Consider the following 18520-nt stretch of genomic DNA (forward strand, 5'->3'; position numbering starts at 1 on the left):
AGTATGACGGATTGGGCCTTGATTGCAGGTGGCCGGTGCCAGGGAGAGCCCTGGCGCATAGGGGTTGCAGGCATTGCTTCGAACGGGGTGGGAAAGGTGTTCATTTTGGGCGACAGCGATTGGGCCCTACTCCGAGAGCAGCTTCCCCTAGATCCCCTGCAAGAGTATGGCGCGGCCAATGGCCTGTGCTTCGAGCGTGCGATGGCGCCGCTTGATGGATGTCACGACGGTCTGTTGCTCGTAGCGCTCGATCATACCGGGCAGATGGAAATCAGTTTGAGCGATGAGGTTCGCCGTTATCTGCTGCTGCGCGAGTCTGTAGATATGGTGCCGGAAGGCTTTGACTGTGTTTTCCTGCCTGCGCCGGATCCTTTCAATGATGAGTCGCGGATCTATCTCAACCAGCCTCTGGATCTGCCCTTGGTACGGGTAGCTCCGCGTCGTAGCGATAGCGAGTCGATCAAGGTCTGGATGGAAGGAGCGGAGTTTCCTTTGGAGACGGCGCATTTTGCCTTCTGCGAGGCTGTTCCAGAAATTCCGGGTTGGCTGCCGAAACAGTGGCAAAGCTGTTTACGAGCAGGGGTCGTGCCGGTACACCTTGGGGCATGGTCTGTGCCAGATTGGTTGCCAGAGGATTGCTATGTGGACGGGCGAGGGCTGGCTCGGGACGCGTTGCTGCCGGCGCTGGATGAGCCGCGTTACCTGGAACTGTGTCGCCGTCTGCAGGACTTTCTTGCTGGCCCTTGGAGCTATCCCTACTCTGTCGACTTCTGGATCAATGGCTTGACGGCCGCCATTGCTGCCGATGGGCAAAGGGTGCGGCAGGCCGCACCACTGCTCAGTGTAGTAATCCCAACCTACAACTACGGGTGTTTCCTTGAGCAGGCAGTGCGCTCGGTGCTTGAGCAAGGTATCGACTCGCTGGAGGTATTGGTGCTGGACAATGACTCCAGCGACGACACCCCTCAGGTGATGGCGAGCTTTGCAGGGGAGTCGCAGGTTCGCTATATGCGTAACCGCCGCAATATCGGCGCGAGCTACAACGTTCACAATGGTATTTGGGTAGCTACCGGAGAGTTTCTCTATATCCTTCACGCGGATGACTTTCTCCTGCCTGGTCACCTGCGACGTTTGCTATCGCTGATGCGCAGCAAGCCTCAGGTGGCTGTCGGCTACAGTCCCATCGTCTGGGTTGATAAGCAGGGACGAGAGCTGAAGGGGCCAAAGCACCCTGGGCATCGGCAGATGGACTATGTAGGAGGGCGTAATGAAGTTGCTGACCTGCTGATCTATGACAACTACATTACTCCGTCCGCCACCTTGTACAGGCGTGCGGCGCTCAGGCGTGTCTGGCGGCGTGACCGGCGTATTGGTGGCGCCGGGGACTGGTCGACGGTTATTCAGATGGCTGAGCAATATCCGGATTTTGCTTTCGCCAGCACCCCAGGTATTTGTTACCGCACCCATACTGGCCAGCACTCCAACGAGTTCTATGCATCTAGTTCACCATTGGCTGACCATATCCGTATCGTCGAGAGTGTCTTCGAACGCGCTACTGAGAAGAGGTTAAAAAATCGTGAGCAGGAGGTGGCAGCGCATCTCGAACGGCGCCTGAAGTTGTATCCGCAAGAGCGAGATACGGAGCTAGGCAAGCGCGCGCGGCAGCTCTGCGAACGCCTGGAGGCTATGGTGCAGCAGGGAGAGAGAGTGTTGTTCTCCATCATTCTAACTACCTATAACCGCCCTGACCTCCTTCAGGACGCGCTGGCCAGCGTCGGCAGTCAGACCCTTTGCGATTTTGAAGTTATTCTGATTAATGACAACGGTGAACCGGCGGAGCACCTGTTAGCCGCCTACGACTTCCCTATCACCTATATGCGTCAGGGGCGCAATAGAGGGCCAGCCGCTGCCCGTAATGCAGCAATGCGCCTAGCTCGCGGTCAATATGTTGTCTTTCTGGACGATGATGATCGTTACCTGCCTGAGCATTTGCAGGTACTGGCTGAGGCGTTGGAGGCATATCCGGCTCATGTCGTGTATACGGATGCGCTCTTCATTCTGGAGAAAATCGAAGACGGCGAGCGTATCGAGTTGGGGCGTGAGCAGCGATACCCCCACGATGAGTATTCACAGGAACGCTTGCTAGTAAACAACTATATCCCGATCAATACCTTTGCCTGTTCACGAACCCTGGCTCTTGCTGTGGGCGATTTCGATGAGTCATTGGCGGGATTGGAGGATTGGGACTTTCTCATGCGTCTGTGCGGTCATACCGATTTTCACCATATTCGGCGAGAGACGGCTGAAGTCCGTATGCGGCAGGACAATGGCGCTACGGATCGGCGATCTCAACAGGCGCTCAAGGACTATCCAGCACTTTACCGCGAGTTGTACTCACGCCACCCAGATCTAGGCCGTGAGGCGTTGCGGCGAAATAGGCGAGAACTGTTGCAGGCTCTGGGCATAGAGTCTGGTAAAGCGCACGACCTTAGCTTAGCAAGTTGGCTGGCCGAGCGCCTGCCGACGGTCAGTGAGAACCGCCAGATCGGCGAGTACCTGCAACATCACCAGGGCGGGCCGCTGATAGGTGTAGTGGTGGTCGATGCGGAGGGGCAGTCCGAAGCGCTGATGGTGACGCTCAAGAGTCTGATCGGCGAGCGCTGCCTGTATGCGACGTTGCGCATTCTGGTGATCACCCCTGCGGACGTACCGGCCACCTCGGCGGCAGACAAGCTGCATTTCCTGCGCATGACCGACGAGCCCCTTGCCGCGCAGGTCAATCGCGCGGTTGAGGCGAGTGACTGCCAGTGGTTCATGCTGGCGAGTGCGGGCGACGAATTCACCCAGAGTGGGTTGATGATGGCGGGGCTGGAACTGGCGCGTCATCCAGAATGCCGTGCGGTCTACGGTGATCAGTTACAGCGTCTACCGGACGGCGATTTGGGCGGGGCCTTCCTGCCGGGCTTCAACCTGGATCTGCTGCTCAGCTTCCCGATGGTGATGGCGCGTCATTGGTTGTATCGCCGCGATCTGTTCCTCGCTGTCGGTGGCTTCGACTCGGCGTTCCCCGATGCTTTTGAGTTCGAACTGCTGACCCGCTTCATCGAACAGGAAGGTCTGGCTGGCCTGGGTCATATCGATGAGCCGCTGTTGATCACCGAAGCGCCTACGCTGCGTGACAATCCTGACGAGCGCCGGGTGATCGAGCGTCACCTGGGTAATCGAGGCTATCAGGCTCAAGTGCTGCCCGGCTTGCCGGGACGTTATCGGGTGCGCTACGGCCATGGCGCTGCTCCCCTGGTGTCGATCATTCTCGCCACGGATGTGCCGTTGGCCGCTTTGCAGCGCTGTACCGACAGCTTGCTGGAAAAGACGGCCTACGGTCATTACGAGCTGTTGCTGGCCGATAGCGGCACGCGGGCTGACGTCAGCGCTTGGTTGCGTGAGGTGGCGTTACTCGGTGACGACAAGGTTCGCGTGTTTCCCTCAGAAGCTGGGCTCGCGCAGAATCGCGCTGCCGAGCAGGCACGTGGCGAATACCTGCTGCTGCTTTCTGGCGAAGCGGCCATCGTCAATGCTGACTGGCTGGATGAGTTGCTCAACCACGCTCAGAGGCCGGAGGTCGGTGTGGTCGGCGGCAAGCTGCTGACGCCGGACGGACGTATCGCCCAGGCTGGGCTGCTGCTGGGTGTCAACGGCCCGGCGACGGCCGCCTTCGCAGGTGAGGCGTTGGATGCGGCGGGCTATATGCAACGTCTGCAGGTGGATCAGAACTACAGCGCCGTCGGTGAGCAATGCCTGATGGTGCGTGCCGAAGTGTTCCGCCAGGTTGGTGGGATGGATGCCGGGCTGAATGCCTTCCGCGATGTGGATCTCTGCTTGCGCGTGCGCGATGCCGGGTATCTGACGGTCTGGGCGGCAAACGCGATCATCCTGCATGAGGCGGAGCAGGTACGGGCCAGTACCGCGGCAGAAGATCAGCTCTACGAGCGTTACCTGCCGCAGCTGGCAAACGATCGTGCATACAACCGTAATCTGGCATTGAGCGGGCGGGGCTTCGATCTGGAAAGCGATGTGTCCCTGACCTGGCGTCCTCTGAGTTGGCGTCCTTTACCGGTGGTATTGGCCCACCCGGCCGACCCCTGGGGATGTGGTCATTACCGCGTCATCCAACCGCTAACGGCGCTGAAGTCTCAGGGGTTGGCCGATGGCACTCTGTCCATGGGGTTGTTGCAGGTAACAGACCTGGAGCGCTACGACCCGGACGTGGTCGTGTTGCAGCGCCAGATTGGCGATGATCGCCTGGAGGCCATGCGCCGTATCAAGCGTTTCTCGCGGGCGTTCAAGGTCTACGAGCTGGACGACTATCTACCCAATCTGCCGCTGAAAAGCGTGCATCGGGATCAGATGCCCCGCGATATCCTCAAGTCTCTGCGTCGTGGTCTGGAGTTTGTCGACCGTTTCGTAGTCTCCACTCAGCCGTTGGCAGAGGCGTTCGCCGGTTTGCATGATGATATCCGGGTAATCGAGAACCGCCTGCCGGTGACATGGTGGAAGGGGCTGCAAAGCCAGCGTCGGCGAGGGCGTAAGCCTCGGGTCGGTTGGGCCGGTGGGGTCAGCCATACCGGCGACCTCGATCTGATCGTCGATGTCGTCCGCGAGTTGGCGGGAGAGGTCGAGTGGGTATTCATGGGCATGTGCCCTGATGCGATCCGGCCCTTCATTAATGAATTTCACCCAGGTGTCGATATCGAGTCTTACCCGGTAGCGCTCGCGAATCTGGATCTCGATCTGGCGCTAGCGCCGGTGGAGGCCAATCTGTTCAACGAGTGCAAGAGCAACTTACGCCTGCTGGAGTATGGCGCCTGTGGCTTTCCGGTGATCTGCAGTGACTTGGTGTGCTATCGCGGAGACCTTCCTGTGACGCGGGTGAAAAACCGCTTCCGTGATTGGGTCGACGCCATCCGCATGCATGTCAGCGATCTGGATGCCACTGCAGAGGCGGGTGATCGGCTACGCGAGGCGGTTTATCGCGGCTGGATGCTGGACGATGAGAACCTGGAGCGCTGGCGCAAGGCCTGGATGCCTGACTGAATGTGCCGCAGAAAACCGTCGAGCGCTGCAATAGTGCTCGACGGTTTTCAGGCAAAGGCGTACATGAAACGTGAGTGACTGGTTAAGTGCTTGACTGTAAAGAATAAAAAAAAGCTGAAAATTGTCTCTAAAGCTCCTTAGGCAAGCGCCGATAAAGAGATCGAATGCGAACTCTCTGGGCGTCTGAGCATGCAGGCCCGAGCTCGCAAGCTCAGACAAACGGTTCTAAGGTCATCTGGAGGCAATACCATGGCCCTTACAGTCAACACCAACGTTGCGTCCCTCAACACTCAGCGTAACCTGAACAGCTCGTCCAAAGGCCTGGATACTTCCCTCCAGCGCCTGTCCACCGGCTTCCGCATCAACAGCGCCAAAGATGATGCTGCTGGCCTGCAGATCGCCAACCGCCTGACCAGTCAAATTACCGGCCTGGGCGTCGCCACCCGTAACGCCAACGATGGTATCTCTCTGGCGCAGACCGCTGAAGGTGCTCTGCAGCAGTCCACTGGCATCCTGCAGCGCATGCGTGACCTGGCTCTGCAATCGGCCAACGGTTCCAACGGTGCTACCGAGCGTGCAGCTCTCCAAGGTGAGGTTGCTCAGCTGCAACAAGAGCTGAACCGTATCTCTGACACCACCAGCTTCGGTGGTCGTAAGATTCTCGACGGCAGCTTCGGTTCGCAGAGCTTCCAGGTGGGTGCCAACGCCTACGAAACCATCAGTGTTTCGATCGGTTCTGCCGCTACTGATCGTATCGGTATCAATCGTTTTACAACTGACGGTGCTGCGGCTGCTGTCACCTCTGGCGCGTTCAGTGCTACATCCGGCAGTGCGTATGCTAGCTCCTCGTTCACTATCAACTCGAAGCTGTCTGATGGCGACGTTGCTATCTCGGGCGCTACCAGCGGTTCTGCCAGCGAAGTTGCTCGTGCGATTAACGCTAAGAGTGATGAAACTGGCGTGACAGCCAATGCTCGCACTGTGGCAGAACTGAGTGGTATCACAGTTTCTGGTACGGTTTCTTTCAATCTTTCCGGTCTGACCAGCAAGTCTCTTGAAACCGATGCAGCTACAGTTTCGGCTGTTGTGACCGATTTGAGCGATTTGTCTTCTCTGGCCGATGCTATCAACCGCGAAACAGGCAAAACTGGCATCTCAGCTGTGTCTAAAGGCGACACAATCGAGTTGGTGAGTTCCCGTGGCGATGCCATTAGTATCACCAACTTCGCCGGCTCTGGTGGCGCAACCTTGCAAGCCAAGAGCTTCGATGGTGAGGACGACGTGGGTGGCCCGGCTACCATTGATGAGGCTGGCGGCGGTGCTCGTGCTGATGGCCAGGTGCAGCTGGAAGCAGCCGATGCCTTCCAGGTTACTGGCATGAGCGGCGGTCTGGGTGCCGATGGCTTCAGTGAGCTGGATGCGGTGAACACCATCGATATCAGTACGGCAACCGGCGCTCAGGACGCACTGGGTATCATCAACGGTGCGATCTCCAACATCGACAGCCAGCGTGCTCAGCTCGGTGCCGTGCAGAACCGCTTCGAGAACACCATCTCGAACCTGCAGAACATCGCTGAGAACTCCTCCGCTGCTCGTAGCCGGATCCGTGACACCGACTTCGCTGCCGAAACTTCGGAACTGACCAAGAATCAGATCCTGCAGCAAGCCGGTACCGCGATCCTGGCTCAGGCCAACCAGTTGCCGCAGGCCGTACTCAGCCTGCTGGGCTAAGGTCAAAGGCGCTAGACTACGGGGGGAAGGGCTTTGCTCTTCTCCCCGTTACCTCATTGTGAGGAGTAATTTATGGACGTCAGCTCAGTTAAGCCCCAGGTCAATTCCACGGTTGTCCGCGATGGTGGCGTCTCCAATGCTGCCGAGACTCGGCAGAAGCAAGGTCTCTCGACTATCGCAACAGTTTCGAATACTGACGAACAGGCTTCTACCCGAATAGTCACACCTGCTCAGGATGTCAGTCGTGAGCAGGTCGAAGATGCGGTAGCGACCATTCAGGAATTCGTGCAGTCGGTTCGTCGCAGCATCAACTTTGCAGTCGATGACGGCTCTGGGCGTGTGGTTGTCAAGGTGACGGATGCTGGGTCGGGCGATGTGATTCGCCAGATTCCGTCTGAGGAAGCGTTGAAGTTGGCAGAAAATCTGTCAGAAGTGCGCAGCCTTTTGTTCAAGGCCGAGGCATAACGACACGTCTTGGCATGAGTTTTGACTGATATCCTTCAATCGACAGGGTGCAGTCGGATTTTTGACGAGGTGCAAGATCATGGCAGGTATTACGGGAATCGGTTCGGGTCTCAACATCAACGAGATTGTTACGGCGTTGGTTAATGCCGAGAAAGCGCCGAAAACCAACCAGCTCGATAATCTCGAGAAGAAGACCACTACCCGTATCTCTGCGATCGGCACCCTCACGGGGGCGATGAACTCCTTCAAGACGGCCCTCGACGCGCTAAACAAACCTTCCCTGTTTGAGTCGCGCACTGCCAGTACCTCCAATAGCAGTGTGCTCAAGGCTACTGCTGCCACAACTGCGCCTGCAGGCACATACAGCGTCCAGGTTCAGCAACTGGCTGCCAGCAGCAAGGTTGCCCTGCAGTCTGTCTCGGGTGTGGGTAACGCCCCGGCTACTTTCAACAGCGGTACGCTGGAAATTTCCGCTGGCAGTACCAGTATCAGTGTCGATGTCACCGCAGCTAACAACACGCTTGCTGGCATGCGTGACGCGATAAACGAAGCCGGGAAAAACAGCGGTATAAGTGCCACCATCATTACCGATGATTCCGGTTCCCGCCTGGTGCTGAGCTCGACCAAGACTGGCGAAGGCAATGACATTCAGGTAGCGGTTACCGAAGATGGTGAAACGACCGGCGGCAATGCCCTGACGACTCAGGCGTTCACGCCACAGGCTGATCCTGACAATGCTGATGCTTTCCTCAAGCCAAGCTCGGACAGTGGCGCGGGCGGTGTAATCACTCAAGCCAAGTCCGCCAAGTTGACCATCGATGGCCTGCAGTTGGTCCGCAACAGCAACAAGATCGAGGATGCCCTTGAGGGCGTTACGCTTGATCTGGTTGCGGCGCAGAGCGCTACCGATCTGGCCGATGGCAAGACCATCAATCTAACCGTTGGTGTCGACAAGTCCAGCGTCAAGAGCAACCTGCAGAAGTTCGTCGACGCCTACAACGCTCTGATCACCTCGTCTGCGCAGCTTACAGCTGTCGTTGAGGTGGAAGGTTCCAAGCCTGTAGCAGGCCCTCTGGTTGGCGACTCCACGGTGCGCAGCGTGCTCGCCGGTTTGCGTAACGAAATCGTCAAGATGACCGGCGGTGGAGAGAGTGGCGTTCGGGCGCTGGCGGATCTGGGCATTACAACGGGCAAGGATGGCAAGTTGTCTCTCGACGATGCCACGCTTACCAAAGCGCTCGAGACCAATTTCGATCAAGTGGGTAGCTATCTCACAGGCAGTGACGGCTTGATGGGGCGTCTTTCTGGCTTTGTATCCGGCTATGTGGCAACCGATGGTGTATTGAAGCAGCGTGACAGTGCCCTGCGCGATACCTTGAAGAGCGTTGACTCTCAGCGCGAAAGCCTGAACAAGCGTGTCGAAAGCCTGCAAACCCGACTTTATGCCCAGTACAACGCAATGGATTCTCTGGTAGGACAGCTTTCTCGCACCAGTGAAAGCTTGAGCGGCATGCTCGCCAATCTGCCTGGCTTCGTCAGAAAGGATAAGTAATTCATGAGCAAGAACCCCATCGATGCCTACAAGCAGGTCAAGACCAGCCAAGAGGTATCGCCTTATCGCACGGTGCAGCTGTTACTCGAAGGTGCATTGCAGCGCGTGATGCTGGCCAAACAGGCGCAGGCCGAGGGTGATACCGAGATTCGTGGCATGGCCGTGGGTAGCACCATCACCATTCTGGGTGTGTTGCAGGCGGCTCTGGACAAGGAGCTGGGCGGTGAAATCGCCGAGAACCTGGATGCGCTTTACGACTATATGACGCGTCGTTTGGCGGGTGTCGCTTTGGACGATACGCCACGTACCCTCGAAGAGGTTCAGGCGCTGCTGGGCGATATCAAAAGCGCCTGGGACGCCATTGGGCCTGAGGTTGAGCCGGCGCCCGCTGGCTGATTGAACGCTTCTGGCTTAGCTGTTTCGGCGACAAAATCGTTAAAGCTTTGAGCCTAAGGGCCGATACCGAAGTATCATCCCATCGGTAGAGCGAGAGCGACTATGAACGCAATGGCGGCCCTCAAGCAGTATCAGACCGTCAACAACCAAGCGCAGGCCGCAGAGGCCAGCCCTCATCGACTGATCCAGATGTTGATGGAGGGTGGTCTGTCTCGCATCGCTCAGGCACGTGGTGCCATGGAGCGTGGGCAGACTGCACTGAAAGGCGAGTTGATCGGCAAGAGTATTGCCATCGTCGCGGGACTGCGCGAGAGTCTCGACCACCAGCAAGGTGGCGAGCTGGCCGGTAACCTCGATAGCCTGTACGAATACATGATCGCCCGTTTGACCGAAGCCAATGTGAGCAACGAGCCGGAGCTTCTCGAAGAGGTTTCAGTGCTGCTTCGTAACGTCAAACAGGGTTGGGATGCCATCGCTCAGTAGCGAGCATCGGAGGAGAAGCGAATGAGTTCATCCGTCCAGCGTTTGCAAGCGACCGGTTCTGCCCTGCGCGATGCTCTGGCCAAACAGGACTGGGCCGCGATCGGCGAGCTCGATCTGCAGTGCCGCATGGTAGTCGATGCGGCTATGGTCGATAGCGATGACGAAGAAGAGCTGCGCAGTGGCCTGGAAAATCTGCTGTCACTGTACCGTGAGTTGGTGACCGTTTGTCAGGCCGAGCAGCAGCGTCTGGCTGGTGAATTGGTGCAGCTCAATCAATCCCGCCAGGGCGCCAAGGTTTATCAGCTTTTCGGCTGATAACCTGATGTTTACCGAGTTTAACCAGTAGGTTCGGCTCGGTTGTCCCTCTCTGCGCTTGCGCTTCTCCTGCTTTTTTATCGGTTACCACTACCCGGCTCTGCAAACAGCTGCTTAGCTAATTCCGTTGGCGGGCGAAAAAGTTACGCCATAAAATTGACTGACTTCAATTTTTTGACTTTACTAGTGGCTAATTGCCGGTGCGTGTCGAAGATCTGGCGCGCAATTTCCCTCACTTCTCGGGTCAGACAAGCACAAGATGTGGCGTGAAACCAAAATCCTGTTGATCGATGACAATGCTGCGCGCCGCCACGAGTTGGCGATCATTCTGAGTTTTCTCGGGGAAGAGCATCTGGCCTGTACCAGCCAGGATTGGCGCAATGCTGTGGCCGAGCTCGCTTCCAGTCGCGAAGTGCTCAGTGTCTTGCTGGGCGATGTCGAGGCCAAGGGTGGGGCGCTCGAGCTGACCAAGCAGATTGCTGGCTGGGATGAGTTCCTGCCGCTATTGACGGTTGGCGACTCCAGCATCGTCGAGTGGCCGGAAGATTTGCGCAGGCGTGTGCTAGCCAGCCTGGAAACCCCACTCAGCTATAACAAGCTGCTCGATTCGCTGCACCGTGCCCAGGTCTATCGCGAGATGTACGACCAGGCCCGTGATCGTGGTCGGCAGCGCGAGCCCAATCTGTTCCGCAGCCTGGTCGGCACCAGTCGCGCCATTCAGCAGGTGCGGCAGATGATGCAGCAGGTCGCCGATACCGAGGCCAGCGTGTTGATCCTCGGTGAGTCCGGAACTGGCAAGGAAGTGGTGGCGCGCAATCTGCACTACCACTCCAAGCGTCGCGAGGCACCGTTCGTGCCGGTCAACTGTGGCGCCATTCCGGCCGAGTTGCTGGAAAGCGAGTTGTTCGGTCACGAGAAGGGTGCCTTTACTGGGGCCATTACCAGTCGGGCAGGGCGCTTCGAGCTCGCCAACGGCGGTACGCTGTTTCTCGATGAGATCGGCGACATGCCGCTGCCGATGCAGGTCAAGTTGCTGTGCGTGCTGCAGGAGCGAACCTTCGAGCGTGTCGGCAGCAACAAGACGCAGACCGCCGATGTGCGCATCATCGCCGCCACGCACAAGAACCTGGAGAAGATGATCGAGGACGGCAGTTTCCGTGAGGACCTGTATTACCGCCTCAACGTCTTCCCTATCGAGATGGCGCCGCTGCGCGAGCGTATCGAAGATATCCCGCTACTGATGAACGAGCTGATTTCGCGCATGGAGCACGAGAAGCGTGGCTCCATTCGCTTCAACTCGGCCGCCATCATGTCGCTGTGCCGTCATGACTGGGCGGGCAACGTACGTGAGTTGGCCAACCTGGTAGAGCGCATGGCGATCATGCATCCCTACGGGGTGATCGGGGTGGGCGAATTGCCGAAGAAGTTCCGCCATGTCGATGACGAGGATGAGCAGCTTGCAGCCAGCCTGCGTGATGAAATGGAAGAGCGCGCTGCGATCATGGCCGGTTTACCGGGCCTCGATACGCCAGCCATGCTGCCGCCGGAGGGGCTGGATCTGAAGGACTACCTCGGTAACCTTGAGCAGGGTCTGATCCAGCAAGCGCTGGATGATGCAGGTGGTGTGGTGGCGCGCGCAGCTGAGCGCCTGCGAATTCGCCGTACCACGCTGGTCGAGAAGATGCGCAAGTACGGTATGAGTCGCCGCGAAGAGGATGGTCAGGAAGAGGATTGATTCCTCAGCCTCAGGCTAAGGAAACTCTGGAAAACTCGTCATTCCCGCGCAGGCGGGAATCCAGAACCTGCGAAACTCCTGGGCTCCCGCCTTCGCGGGAGTGACGGTAAGTAACTTTTTCAGAACATCCCTAACGCCGCAAAGAAAGCCGGAGCTTTGACGCAAGCTTCGGCTTCTCTTTTTCAACCTATTGAAAAATAAGAACAAAAAAGTAGGCACGGGGATTGCTAAGGCTCTTGTATCTGACCGTCTTCTGACGGTACGTCGTACGAGAGAAGCAGATGGAAGCCAACCTTCGTCCTACCGAGTCAGCCGAGCCAAGCGGCTCCGCACCGCTCGAACAAGCCAGCCGCGCGGGACTGGAGCAGGCCTTTGCCCTGTTCAATCAGATGTCCAATCAGCTAAGCGAGTCCTACAGCCTGCTTGAGGCGCGGGTCAATGAGCTGAAGGGGCAGCTGGCGCTGGTCAGTGCACAGCGCATGCAGGAACTGGCGGAGAAGGAGCGCCTGGCCCATCGCCTGCAAAGCCTGCTGGATCTGTTGCCTGGCGGTGTGATCGTCATCGACGGTCAGGGTGTCGTGCGCGAGGCCAACCCCGTGGCGCGTGCGCTGCTCGGCCAGCCCCTGGTGGGCATGCTCTGGCGTCAGGTGATCGCACGCAACTTCGCCCCGCGTGAAGACGATGGTCATGAAATCTCCATGCGCGACGGCCGCCGTCTATCTATCGCCACGCGTTCCCTGCACGGGGAGCCGGGGCAGCTTGTGCTACTGACCGACCTGACGGAAACCCGTCGCCTGCAGGATCAGCTCTCTCGCCATGAGCGCCTATCGGCGCTGGGGCGCATGGTCGCTTCCCTGGCCCATCAGATCCGTACGCCACTTTCCGCTGCGTTGCTCTACGCAAGCCATCTGAATGAACAGGTGCTGCCAGCCGAACAGCAGCAGCGCTTCGCCGGGCGTTTGAAGGAGCGGTTGCACGAGCTGGAAAACCAGGTGCGCGACATGCTGATCTTTGCCCGCGGTGAGTTGCCGCTGCCGGATCGCCTGTCGCCGTCAGTCCTGTTCGACGCGCTACGTGCAGCTGCCGATGCGCATGTGGGCGATATGGCCGTGCGCTGGCAGTGCGATGTGCGCGACGGCGAACTACTGTGCAATCGCGACACGCTCGTTGGCACCGTGCTCAACCTGATCGACAACGCCATACAAGCGGCTGGGCGCGATGCGCGTCTGAAGGTTCATCTGTACCGCCGCGACAACCAGTTGCGCCTGTGCGTCAGTGACAACGGGCCCGGCATGAGTCGGGAAACCCTGGCGCGCCTTGGTGAGCCGTTCTTTACCACCAAGACTACCGGAACCGGCCTCGGCCTGGCCGTGGTCAAGGCTGTGGCACGCGCCCACCAGGGCCAGTTGCTGCTGCAATCGCGTGCGGGTCGTGGTACCTGCGCCATCGTTTCTCTGCCGCTGCTTGATGCGGCGTCTCACTCGAATCAGGAGTAACCCATGGCTGCCAAAGTCCTGCTGGTTGAAGACGATCGCGCGCTGCGCGAAGCCCTGGCCGATACCCTGTGCCTAGGCGGACATGATTATCGAGCCGTCGATTGCGCCGAGGCGGCCTTGGTAGCGTTGACCGAAGAGCCGTTCGGGCTGGTGGTCAGCGACGTCAACATGCCGGGTATGGATGGTCATCAACTGCTGGCGCAGATCCGTAGTCGTTATCCGCAACTGCCGGTATTGCTGATGACGGCTTTCGGCGCGGTAGAGCGGGCAGTGGATGCCATCCGTCAGGGCGCCGCTGATTATCTGGTCAAGCCGTTCGAGCCGCGCACGCTGCTGGAGCTGGTGGCCAAGCACGCTCTCGGTAAATTGACGGCGGGGGATCGCGATGGCCCGGTAGCGCTCGAGCCGGCCAGCGTGCAACTGCTGGAGTTGGCGTCACGCGTGGCGCAGAGTGATTCGACGGTGATGATCACGGGCGAGTCGGGGACCGGTAAGGAGGTCCTGGCGCGTTATATCCATCAGCAGTCGCCGCGCGCCTCCGGGCCTTTCATTGCCATCAACTGTGCGGCGATTCCCGACAACATGCTTGAGGCTACTTTGTTCGGGCATGAGAAGGGCGCGTTCACTGGTGCGGTCACCGCTCAGCCGGGCAAGTTCGAGCTGGCCGATGGCGGGACCATCCTGCTCGACGAGATTTCCGAAATGCCGCTGGGGCTGCAGGCCAAGTTGCTGCGTGTGCTGCAGGAGCGTGAGGTGGAACGGGTCGGGGCGCGTAAGCCAACCAACCTGGATATTCGCGTGCTGGCCACCAGCAACCGTGACTTGGCTAGCGAGGTTGCCGCAGGACGCTTCCGCGAGGACCTCTATTATCGGCTGTCGGTCTTCCCCTTGGCCTGGCTGCCGTTGCGTGAGCGGCCTGCCGACATTCTGCCGCTTGCCGAGCGGCTGCTGGCCAAGCACGTCAAAAAAATGAATCAGGCGCCGGTGCGTCTGTCCGAGTCGGCTGCGCAGAGCCTGGTGCAGCATCAGTGGCCGGGCAACGTGCGTGAGCTGGACAACGCCATTCAGCGAGCCTTGATCCTGCAGCAGGGTGGGGTGATACAGGCGCAGGATCTCTGCCTGCACGCACCCATAGGTCAGACGGTGCAGAGCGCTGTGCCGCGCCTGGCAGTCGTACCAAGCGTTGCGCCGCCAGTGTTGCAGCCGGCCGAGCCGCCGGCTGCGGTGGATTCCGGCGCACTGGGCGAGGACCTTCGTCGTCGTGAGTTTCAGGTCATCATCGACACCCTGCGTGCCGAGCGCGGCCGCCGCAAGGAGGCCGCCGAACGCCTGGGGATCAGCCCGCGCACCCTGCGATACAAGCTGGCGCAGATGCGAGATGCCGGGATGGATGTCGAGGCTTATCTGTACGCCAGTTAGTTTTGCTGAGCTGTGCGGTGGTAGGAGATACGGCTGATAGGATTTCCTGGGGCCCCGCCTTCGCGGGGATGACGATGATAAAATAACCGAGGTCATCCCCGCGAAGGCGGGGATCCAGCCGCGGTGCTAAGGTTGTCCTGGCTTGTAGGAGCGATTTTTTCGTTCGGGCTCAAATCGATCGCTGAATAGGCCTTCCTACCTATGGCGGGCCCAATCTGCAAAGGACTGCAGCATGAAACAACCCGCCGTTTACATTATGGCCAGTCAGCGTAATGGCACGCTCTATACCGGAGTTACAGCGGATCTGCTGCAGCGTGTCTGGCAGCATAGAGAGGGAGCCGTTGAGGGCTTTACACTCCGCTATGGAGTGAAGTTGCTGGTGTGGTACGAGCAGCATGAAAGTATGAGTGGCGCGATAGCCAGGGAGAAGGCGATCAAGAAATGGAATCGTGCTTGGAAGCTGCGCCTGATCGAAGAGCGAAATCCGCAATGGCAGGATCTCTGGTCGGAGATTGTTGGTGATTCTTCTCTTGCTGCTGGGTCCCCGCGTTCGCGGGGATGACGGTAGCTACCCCATCTATCTGCGTGTCCCCGATCTGATTCCCATAAGCAGCCTGTAGCTGCTCTGTTGGCACCCTTGTTGCAAATACCCCTGCATAGCGCCGCTAGTGTCAAAAAGCGGGCAGTGGAGGAAGTCATGAGCCAAGGTGTCGAATTCAATCGCTTGATGCTGGAAATGCGTTCCATGCAGGCTGAGGCCATGGCGCGTCAGAAGCCTGCTGCGAGCGAGCCAGTGCAAGGGGCGCCGAGTTTCTCGGAAATGCTCGGCCAAGCGGTGAACAAGGTCAACGAGACCCAGCAGGCTTCCAATAAACTGGCGACCGCTTTCGAGATGGGGCAGAGCGGGGTCGATCTGACCGATGTGATGATCGCCTCGCAGAAAGCCAGCGTATCCTTCCAGGCCATGACCCAGGTGCGTAACAAGCTGGTCCAGGCTTATCAAGACATCATGCAGATGCCGGTCTGAGGGTTGATTCATGGCTGAAGCAGTAGTAGCAAACGTACCGGCCAAGGCCGAGTCAGGCGAGCCGAAGAAGCCCCTGTTGGGCCTTAGCTTCCTGGAAAATCTCGCCGAGATGTCGGTGCTGCGGCAGCTCGGTCTGTTGGTCGGTCTGGCTGCCAGCGTGGCGATCGGTTTTGCCGTGGTGCTCTGGTCGCAGCAGCCGGACTATCGCCCGCTCTATGGCAGCCTCAATGGAATGGACGCCACTCAGGTGGTGGAAACCCTCAACGCTGCGGGTATCAACTACACCGTCGAGCCCAACTCCGGCGCGTTGCTGGTCAAGGCCGACGATCTGAGCCGTGCGCGTATGCGCCTGGCTGCCGCTGGCGTGGCACCGACCGATAACAGCGTCGGTTTTGAAATTCTCGACCGTGAGCAGGGTCTGGGTACCAGTCAGTTCATGGAGGCAACCCGTTATCGCCGCGGCCTTGAAGGCGAGTTGGCGCGCACGGTGGCCAGCCTCAATAACGTCAAAGCAGCGCGCGTGCATCTGGCGATGCCGAAGGCTTCCGTTTTTGTACGTGACGAGCGTAAGCCGTCTGCCTCGGTGCTGGTCGAGCTTTACCCGGGACGTGGGTTGGAGCCCAGTCAGGTCATGGCGATCGTCAATTTGGTGGCGACCAGTGTGCCTGAGCTGGACAAAGGGCAAGTCACGGTGGTCGACCAGAAGGGCAATCTGCTCTCCGATCAGCAGGAGCTGTCCGAGCTGACCATGGCTGGCAAGCAGTTCGACTACACCCGCCGTATGGAAACGCTGTTCACCCAGCGCGTACACAACATTTTGCAGCCGGTGCTGGGCACCGGTCGCTACAAGGCCGAAGTGTCGGCTGATGTGGATTTCAGCTCGGTTGAATCCACTTCCGAAATGTTCAATCCGGATCAACCCGCGCTGCGCAGTGAGCAACAGGTCAACGAGCAGCGCCAGAGCAGTCTGCCGCCGCAAGGCGTGCCGGGCGCCCTGTCCAATCAACCACCGGGCCCGGCTGCCGCTCCGCAGCAGGCTGCAGGCGCTGCCGCTCCCGCCGGTCCTATAGCGGCTGGTCAGCCGCTGGTCGATGCTAACGGTCAGCAGATCATGGATCCTGCCACCGGCCAGCCGATGCTCGCCCCGTATCCGGCGGACAAGCGTGAGCAGTCCACCCGCAATTTCGAGCTGGACCGCTCCATCAGTTACACCCGTCAGCAGCAGGGGCGCCTGCGTCGTCTGTCGGTGGCGGTGGTGGTGGACGACCAGGTACGTGTCGACCCGGCCACCGGCGAAAGCAGCCGGGTGCCTTGGACCGCTGATGACCTGGCGCGCTTCACTCGTCTGGTTCAGGATTCGGTGGGCTTCGATGCCAGTCGCGGCGACAGCGTCAGCGTCATCAACACGGCGTTCACCGCGTCGATGGGCGAAGAAATTCCGGATATTCCGTTCTACACCCAGCCCTGGTTCTGGGACATCGTCAAGCAGGTGCTCGGTGTTCTGTTCATCCTGGTGCTGGTGTTCGGTGTGCTGCGTCCGGTGCTCAACAACATCACCGGCGGCGGCAGGGGCAAGGAGCTGGCAGGTTCCGGCGATGTGGAACTGGGCGAAATGGGAGGTCTGGACGGCGAGCTGTCCGACGATCGCGTCAGCCTCGGCGGGCCGCAGAGCATCATGTTGCCGAGCCCCAGCGAGGGGTATGATGCACAGCTGAACGCTATCAAGAGTCTGGTAGCGGAAGATCCTGGCCGCGTCGCCCAGGTCGTCAAAGAGTGGATCAACGCCGATGAGTGACAATCGTACCGCTACCAAGCTGAACAAGGTCGACAAGGCTGCGATTCTGCTGCTTTCGCTGGGTGAGACCGATGCCGCACAGGTGTTGCGTCACCTCGGGCCGAAGGAAGTGCAGCGCGTCGGTGTGGCCATGGCTGGCATGCGCAATATCCACCGCGAGCAGGTCGAGCAGGTGATGGCCGAGTTCGTCGACATCGTCGGCGACCAGACCAGCCTCGGTGTGGGTTCCGATGCCTACATCCGCAAGATGCTCACCTCTGCGTTGGGTGAGGACAAGGCCGGTAATCTGATCGACCGCATCCTGCTGGGCGGCAGCACCAGTGGCCTGGACAGCCTGAAATGGATGGAGCCGCGTGCCGTTGCCGATGTGATCCGCTACGAGCACCCGCAGATCCAGGCCATCGTCGTCGCCTATCTCGATCCGGACCAGGCCGGCGAAGTGCTCAGCCATTTCGACCACAAGGTGCGCCTGGACATCATCCTGCGTGTGTCCTCGCTCAATACCGTGCAACCGTCCGCACTCAAGGAACTCAACCAGATCCTGGAGAAGCAGTTCTCCGGCAGCGCCAACACCACGCGCGCCACCATGGGCGGCGTCAAGCGTGCGGCGGACATCATGAACTTCCTCGACAGCTCGGTGGAAGGTCAGCTGATGGACTCCATCCGCGAAGTGGACGAAGACCTGTCGACACAGATCGAAGACCTCATGTTCGTCTTCGACAACCTGGCCGATGTCGACGACCGTGGCATCCAGGCGCTGATGCGCGAGGTCTCGTCCGAGGTGCTGGTACTGGCGCTCAAGGGGGCCGACGAGGCGATCAAGGACAAGGTCTTCAAGAACATGTCCAAACGTGCGGCCGAGCTGCTACGCGACGACCTGGAGGCCAAGGGCCCGGTACGCGTCAGCGACGTCGAGGCCGCGCAGAAGGAAATTCTCACCATCGCCCGCCGCATGGCCGAAGCCGGCGAGATCGTGCTCGGCGGCAAGGGTGGCGAGGAAATGGTTTAAACC

General features: G+C 59.3%; 14 protein-coding genes. All 14 read left to right on the plus strand.

From position 1 onward, the window contains the following. Window positions 1-3: 3 nt before the first annotated feature. Entirely contained in the window at window positions 4-5094 is a 5091-nt protein-coding gene (locus CXP40_RS14275; RefSeq protein ID WP_106734287.1) for a glycosyltransferase, read from the plus strand. Window positions 5095-5343: 249 nt separating this feature from the next. Next, window positions 5344-6825, plus strand: a complete 1482-nt coding sequence (locus CXP40_RS14280) for a flagellin (RefSeq protein ID WP_106734288.1) — start codon at window positions 5344-5346, stop codon at window positions 6823-6825. A 72-nt stretch (window positions 6826-6897) separates the two neighbouring features. Further along, window positions 6898-7290 (plus strand): flagellar protein FlaG, encoded by a 393-nt coding sequence (locus CXP40_RS14285; protein ID WP_106734289.1) that lies wholly within the window; start codon window positions 6898-6900, stop codon window positions 7288-7290. Window positions 7291-7369: 79 nt separating this feature from the next. Beyond that, window positions 7370-8842, plus strand: coding sequence for a flagellar filament capping protein FliD (gene fliD, locus CXP40_RS14290; protein ID WP_106734290.1), 1473 nt, complete (start codon window positions 7370-7372; stop codon window positions 8840-8842). 3 nt (window positions 8843-8845) lie between these two features. After that, a complete protein-coding gene (gene fliS, locus CXP40_RS14295; RefSeq protein ID WP_106734291.1) occupies window positions 8846-9238 on the plus strand; it encodes a flagellar export chaperone FliS in 393 nt (130 codons plus the stop codon). A gap of 102 nt (window positions 9239-9340) precedes the next feature. Further along, complete coding sequence (gene fliS / locus CXP40_RS14300; protein WP_017361938.1) at window positions 9341-9721, plus strand: flagellar export chaperone FliS; 381 nt, start codon at window positions 9341-9343, stop codon at window positions 9719-9721. 21 nt (window positions 9722-9742) lie between these two features. Beyond that, window positions 9743-10036, plus strand: coding sequence for a flagellar protein FliT (gene fliT, locus CXP40_RS14305; protein ID WP_106734292.1), 294 nt, complete (start codon window positions 9743-9745; stop codon window positions 10034-10036). A 259-nt stretch (window positions 10037-10295) separates the two neighbouring features. Next, window positions 10296-11771 (plus strand): sigma-54 dependent transcriptional regulator, encoded by a 1476-nt coding sequence (locus tag CXP40_RS14310; protein WP_106734293.1) that lies wholly within the window; start codon window positions 10296-10298, stop codon window positions 11769-11771. A 281-nt stretch (window positions 11772-12052) separates the two neighbouring features. Further along, window positions 12053-13267, plus strand: a complete 1215-nt coding sequence (locus CXP40_RS14315) for a PAS domain-containing sensor histidine kinase (protein WP_106734294.1) — start codon at window positions 12053-12055, stop codon at window positions 13265-13267. A gap of 3 nt (window positions 13268-13270) precedes the next feature. Further along, complete coding sequence (gene fleR, locus CXP40_RS14320) at window positions 13271-14686, plus strand: sigma-54-dependent response regulator transcription factor FleR (protein ID WP_106734295.1); 1416 nt, start codon at window positions 13271-13273, stop codon at window positions 14684-14686. A gap of 232 nt (window positions 14687-14918) precedes the next feature. Further along, window positions 14919-15248 carry a GIY-YIG nuclease family protein gene (locus CXP40_RS14325; RefSeq protein WP_106734296.1) on the plus strand — a complete coding sequence of 110 codons (330 nt, stop codon included), beginning with the start codon at window positions 14919-14921 and terminating at the stop codon, window positions 15246-15248. A gap of 135 nt (window positions 15249-15383) precedes the next feature. Next, window positions 15384-15713: a flagellar hook-basal body complex protein FliE gene (gene fliE / locus CXP40_RS14330; protein WP_013714978.1), complete on the plus strand. Its 330-nt coding sequence runs from the start codon at window positions 15384-15386 to the stop codon at window positions 15711-15713. Between the two features lie 10 nt (window positions 15714-15723). Further along, window positions 15724-17508 carry a flagellar basal-body MS-ring/collar protein FliF gene (gene fliF / locus CXP40_RS14335; RefSeq protein ID WP_106734297.1) on the plus strand — a complete coding sequence of 595 codons (1785 nt, stop codon included), beginning with the start codon at window positions 15724-15726 and terminating at the stop codon, window positions 17506-17508. Beyond that, window positions 17501-18517 carry a flagellar motor switch protein FliG gene (fliG, locus tag CXP40_RS14340; RefSeq protein WP_106734298.1) on the plus strand — a complete coding sequence of 339 codons (1017 nt, stop codon included), beginning with the start codon at window positions 17501-17503 and terminating at the stop codon, window positions 18515-18517. The genes fliF and fliG overlap by 8 nt, the downstream gene beginning before the upstream one ends. Window positions 18518-18520 lie beyond the last annotated feature (3 nt).

Origin of the sequence: Pseudomonas sp. YY-1, assembly GCF_002843095.1 — a bacterium.
Taxonomy (GTDB): Bacteria; Pseudomonadota; Gammaproteobacteria; order Pseudomonadales; family Pseudomonadaceae; genus Aquipseudomonas; species Aquipseudomonas sediminis_A.

Bases quoted from the DNA above. Each gene is read 5' to 3' on its own strand.
- CXP40_RS14275 (WP_106734287.1), top strand. From the start codon at position 4: ATGACGGATTGGGCCTTGATTGCAGGTGGCCGGTGCCAGGGAGAGCCC.
- CXP40_RS14280 (WP_106734288.1), top strand. From the start codon at position 5,344: ATGGCCCTTACAGTCAACACCAACGTTGCGTCCCTCAACACTCAGCGT.
- CXP40_RS14285 (WP_106734289.1), top strand. From the start codon at position 6,898: ATGGACGTCAGCTCAGTTAAGCCCCAGGTCAATTCCACGGTTGTCCGC.
- fliD (WP_106734290.1), top strand. From the start codon at position 7,370: ATGGCAGGTATTACGGGAATCGGTTCGGGTCTCAACATCAACGAGATT.
- fliS (WP_106734291.1), top strand. From the start codon at position 8,846: ATGAGCAAGAACCCCATCGATGCCTACAAGCAGGTCAAGACCAGCCAA.
- fliS (WP_017361938.1), top strand. From the start codon at position 9,341: ATGAACGCAATGGCGGCCCTCAAGCAGTATCAGACCGTCAACAACCAA.
- fliT (WP_106734292.1), top strand. From the start codon at position 9,743: ATGAGTTCATCCGTCCAGCGTTTGCAAGCGACCGGTTCTGCCCTGCGC.
- CXP40_RS14310 (WP_106734293.1), top strand. From the start codon at position 10,296: ATGTGGCGTGAAACCAAAATCCTGTTGATCGATGACAATGCTGCGCGC.
- CXP40_RS14315 (WP_106734294.1), top strand. From the start codon at position 12,053: ATGGAAGCCAACCTTCGTCCTACCGAGTCAGCCGAGCCAAGCGGCTCC.
- fleR (WP_106734295.1), top strand. From the start codon at position 13,271: ATGGCTGCCAAAGTCCTGCTGGTTGAAGACGATCGCGCGCTGCGCGAA.
- CXP40_RS14325 (WP_106734296.1), top strand. From the start codon at position 14,919: ATGAAACAACCCGCCGTTTACATTATGGCCAGTCAGCGTAATGGCACG.
- fliE (WP_013714978.1), top strand. From the start codon at position 15,384: ATGAGCCAAGGTGTCGAATTCAATCGCTTGATGCTGGAAATGCGTTCC.
- fliF (WP_106734297.1), top strand. From the start codon at position 15,724: ATGGCTGAAGCAGTAGTAGCAAACGTACCGGCCAAGGCCGAGTCAGGC.
- fliG (WP_106734298.1), top strand. From the start codon at position 17,501: ATGAGTGACAATCGTACCGCTACCAAGCTGAACAAGGTCGACAAGGCT.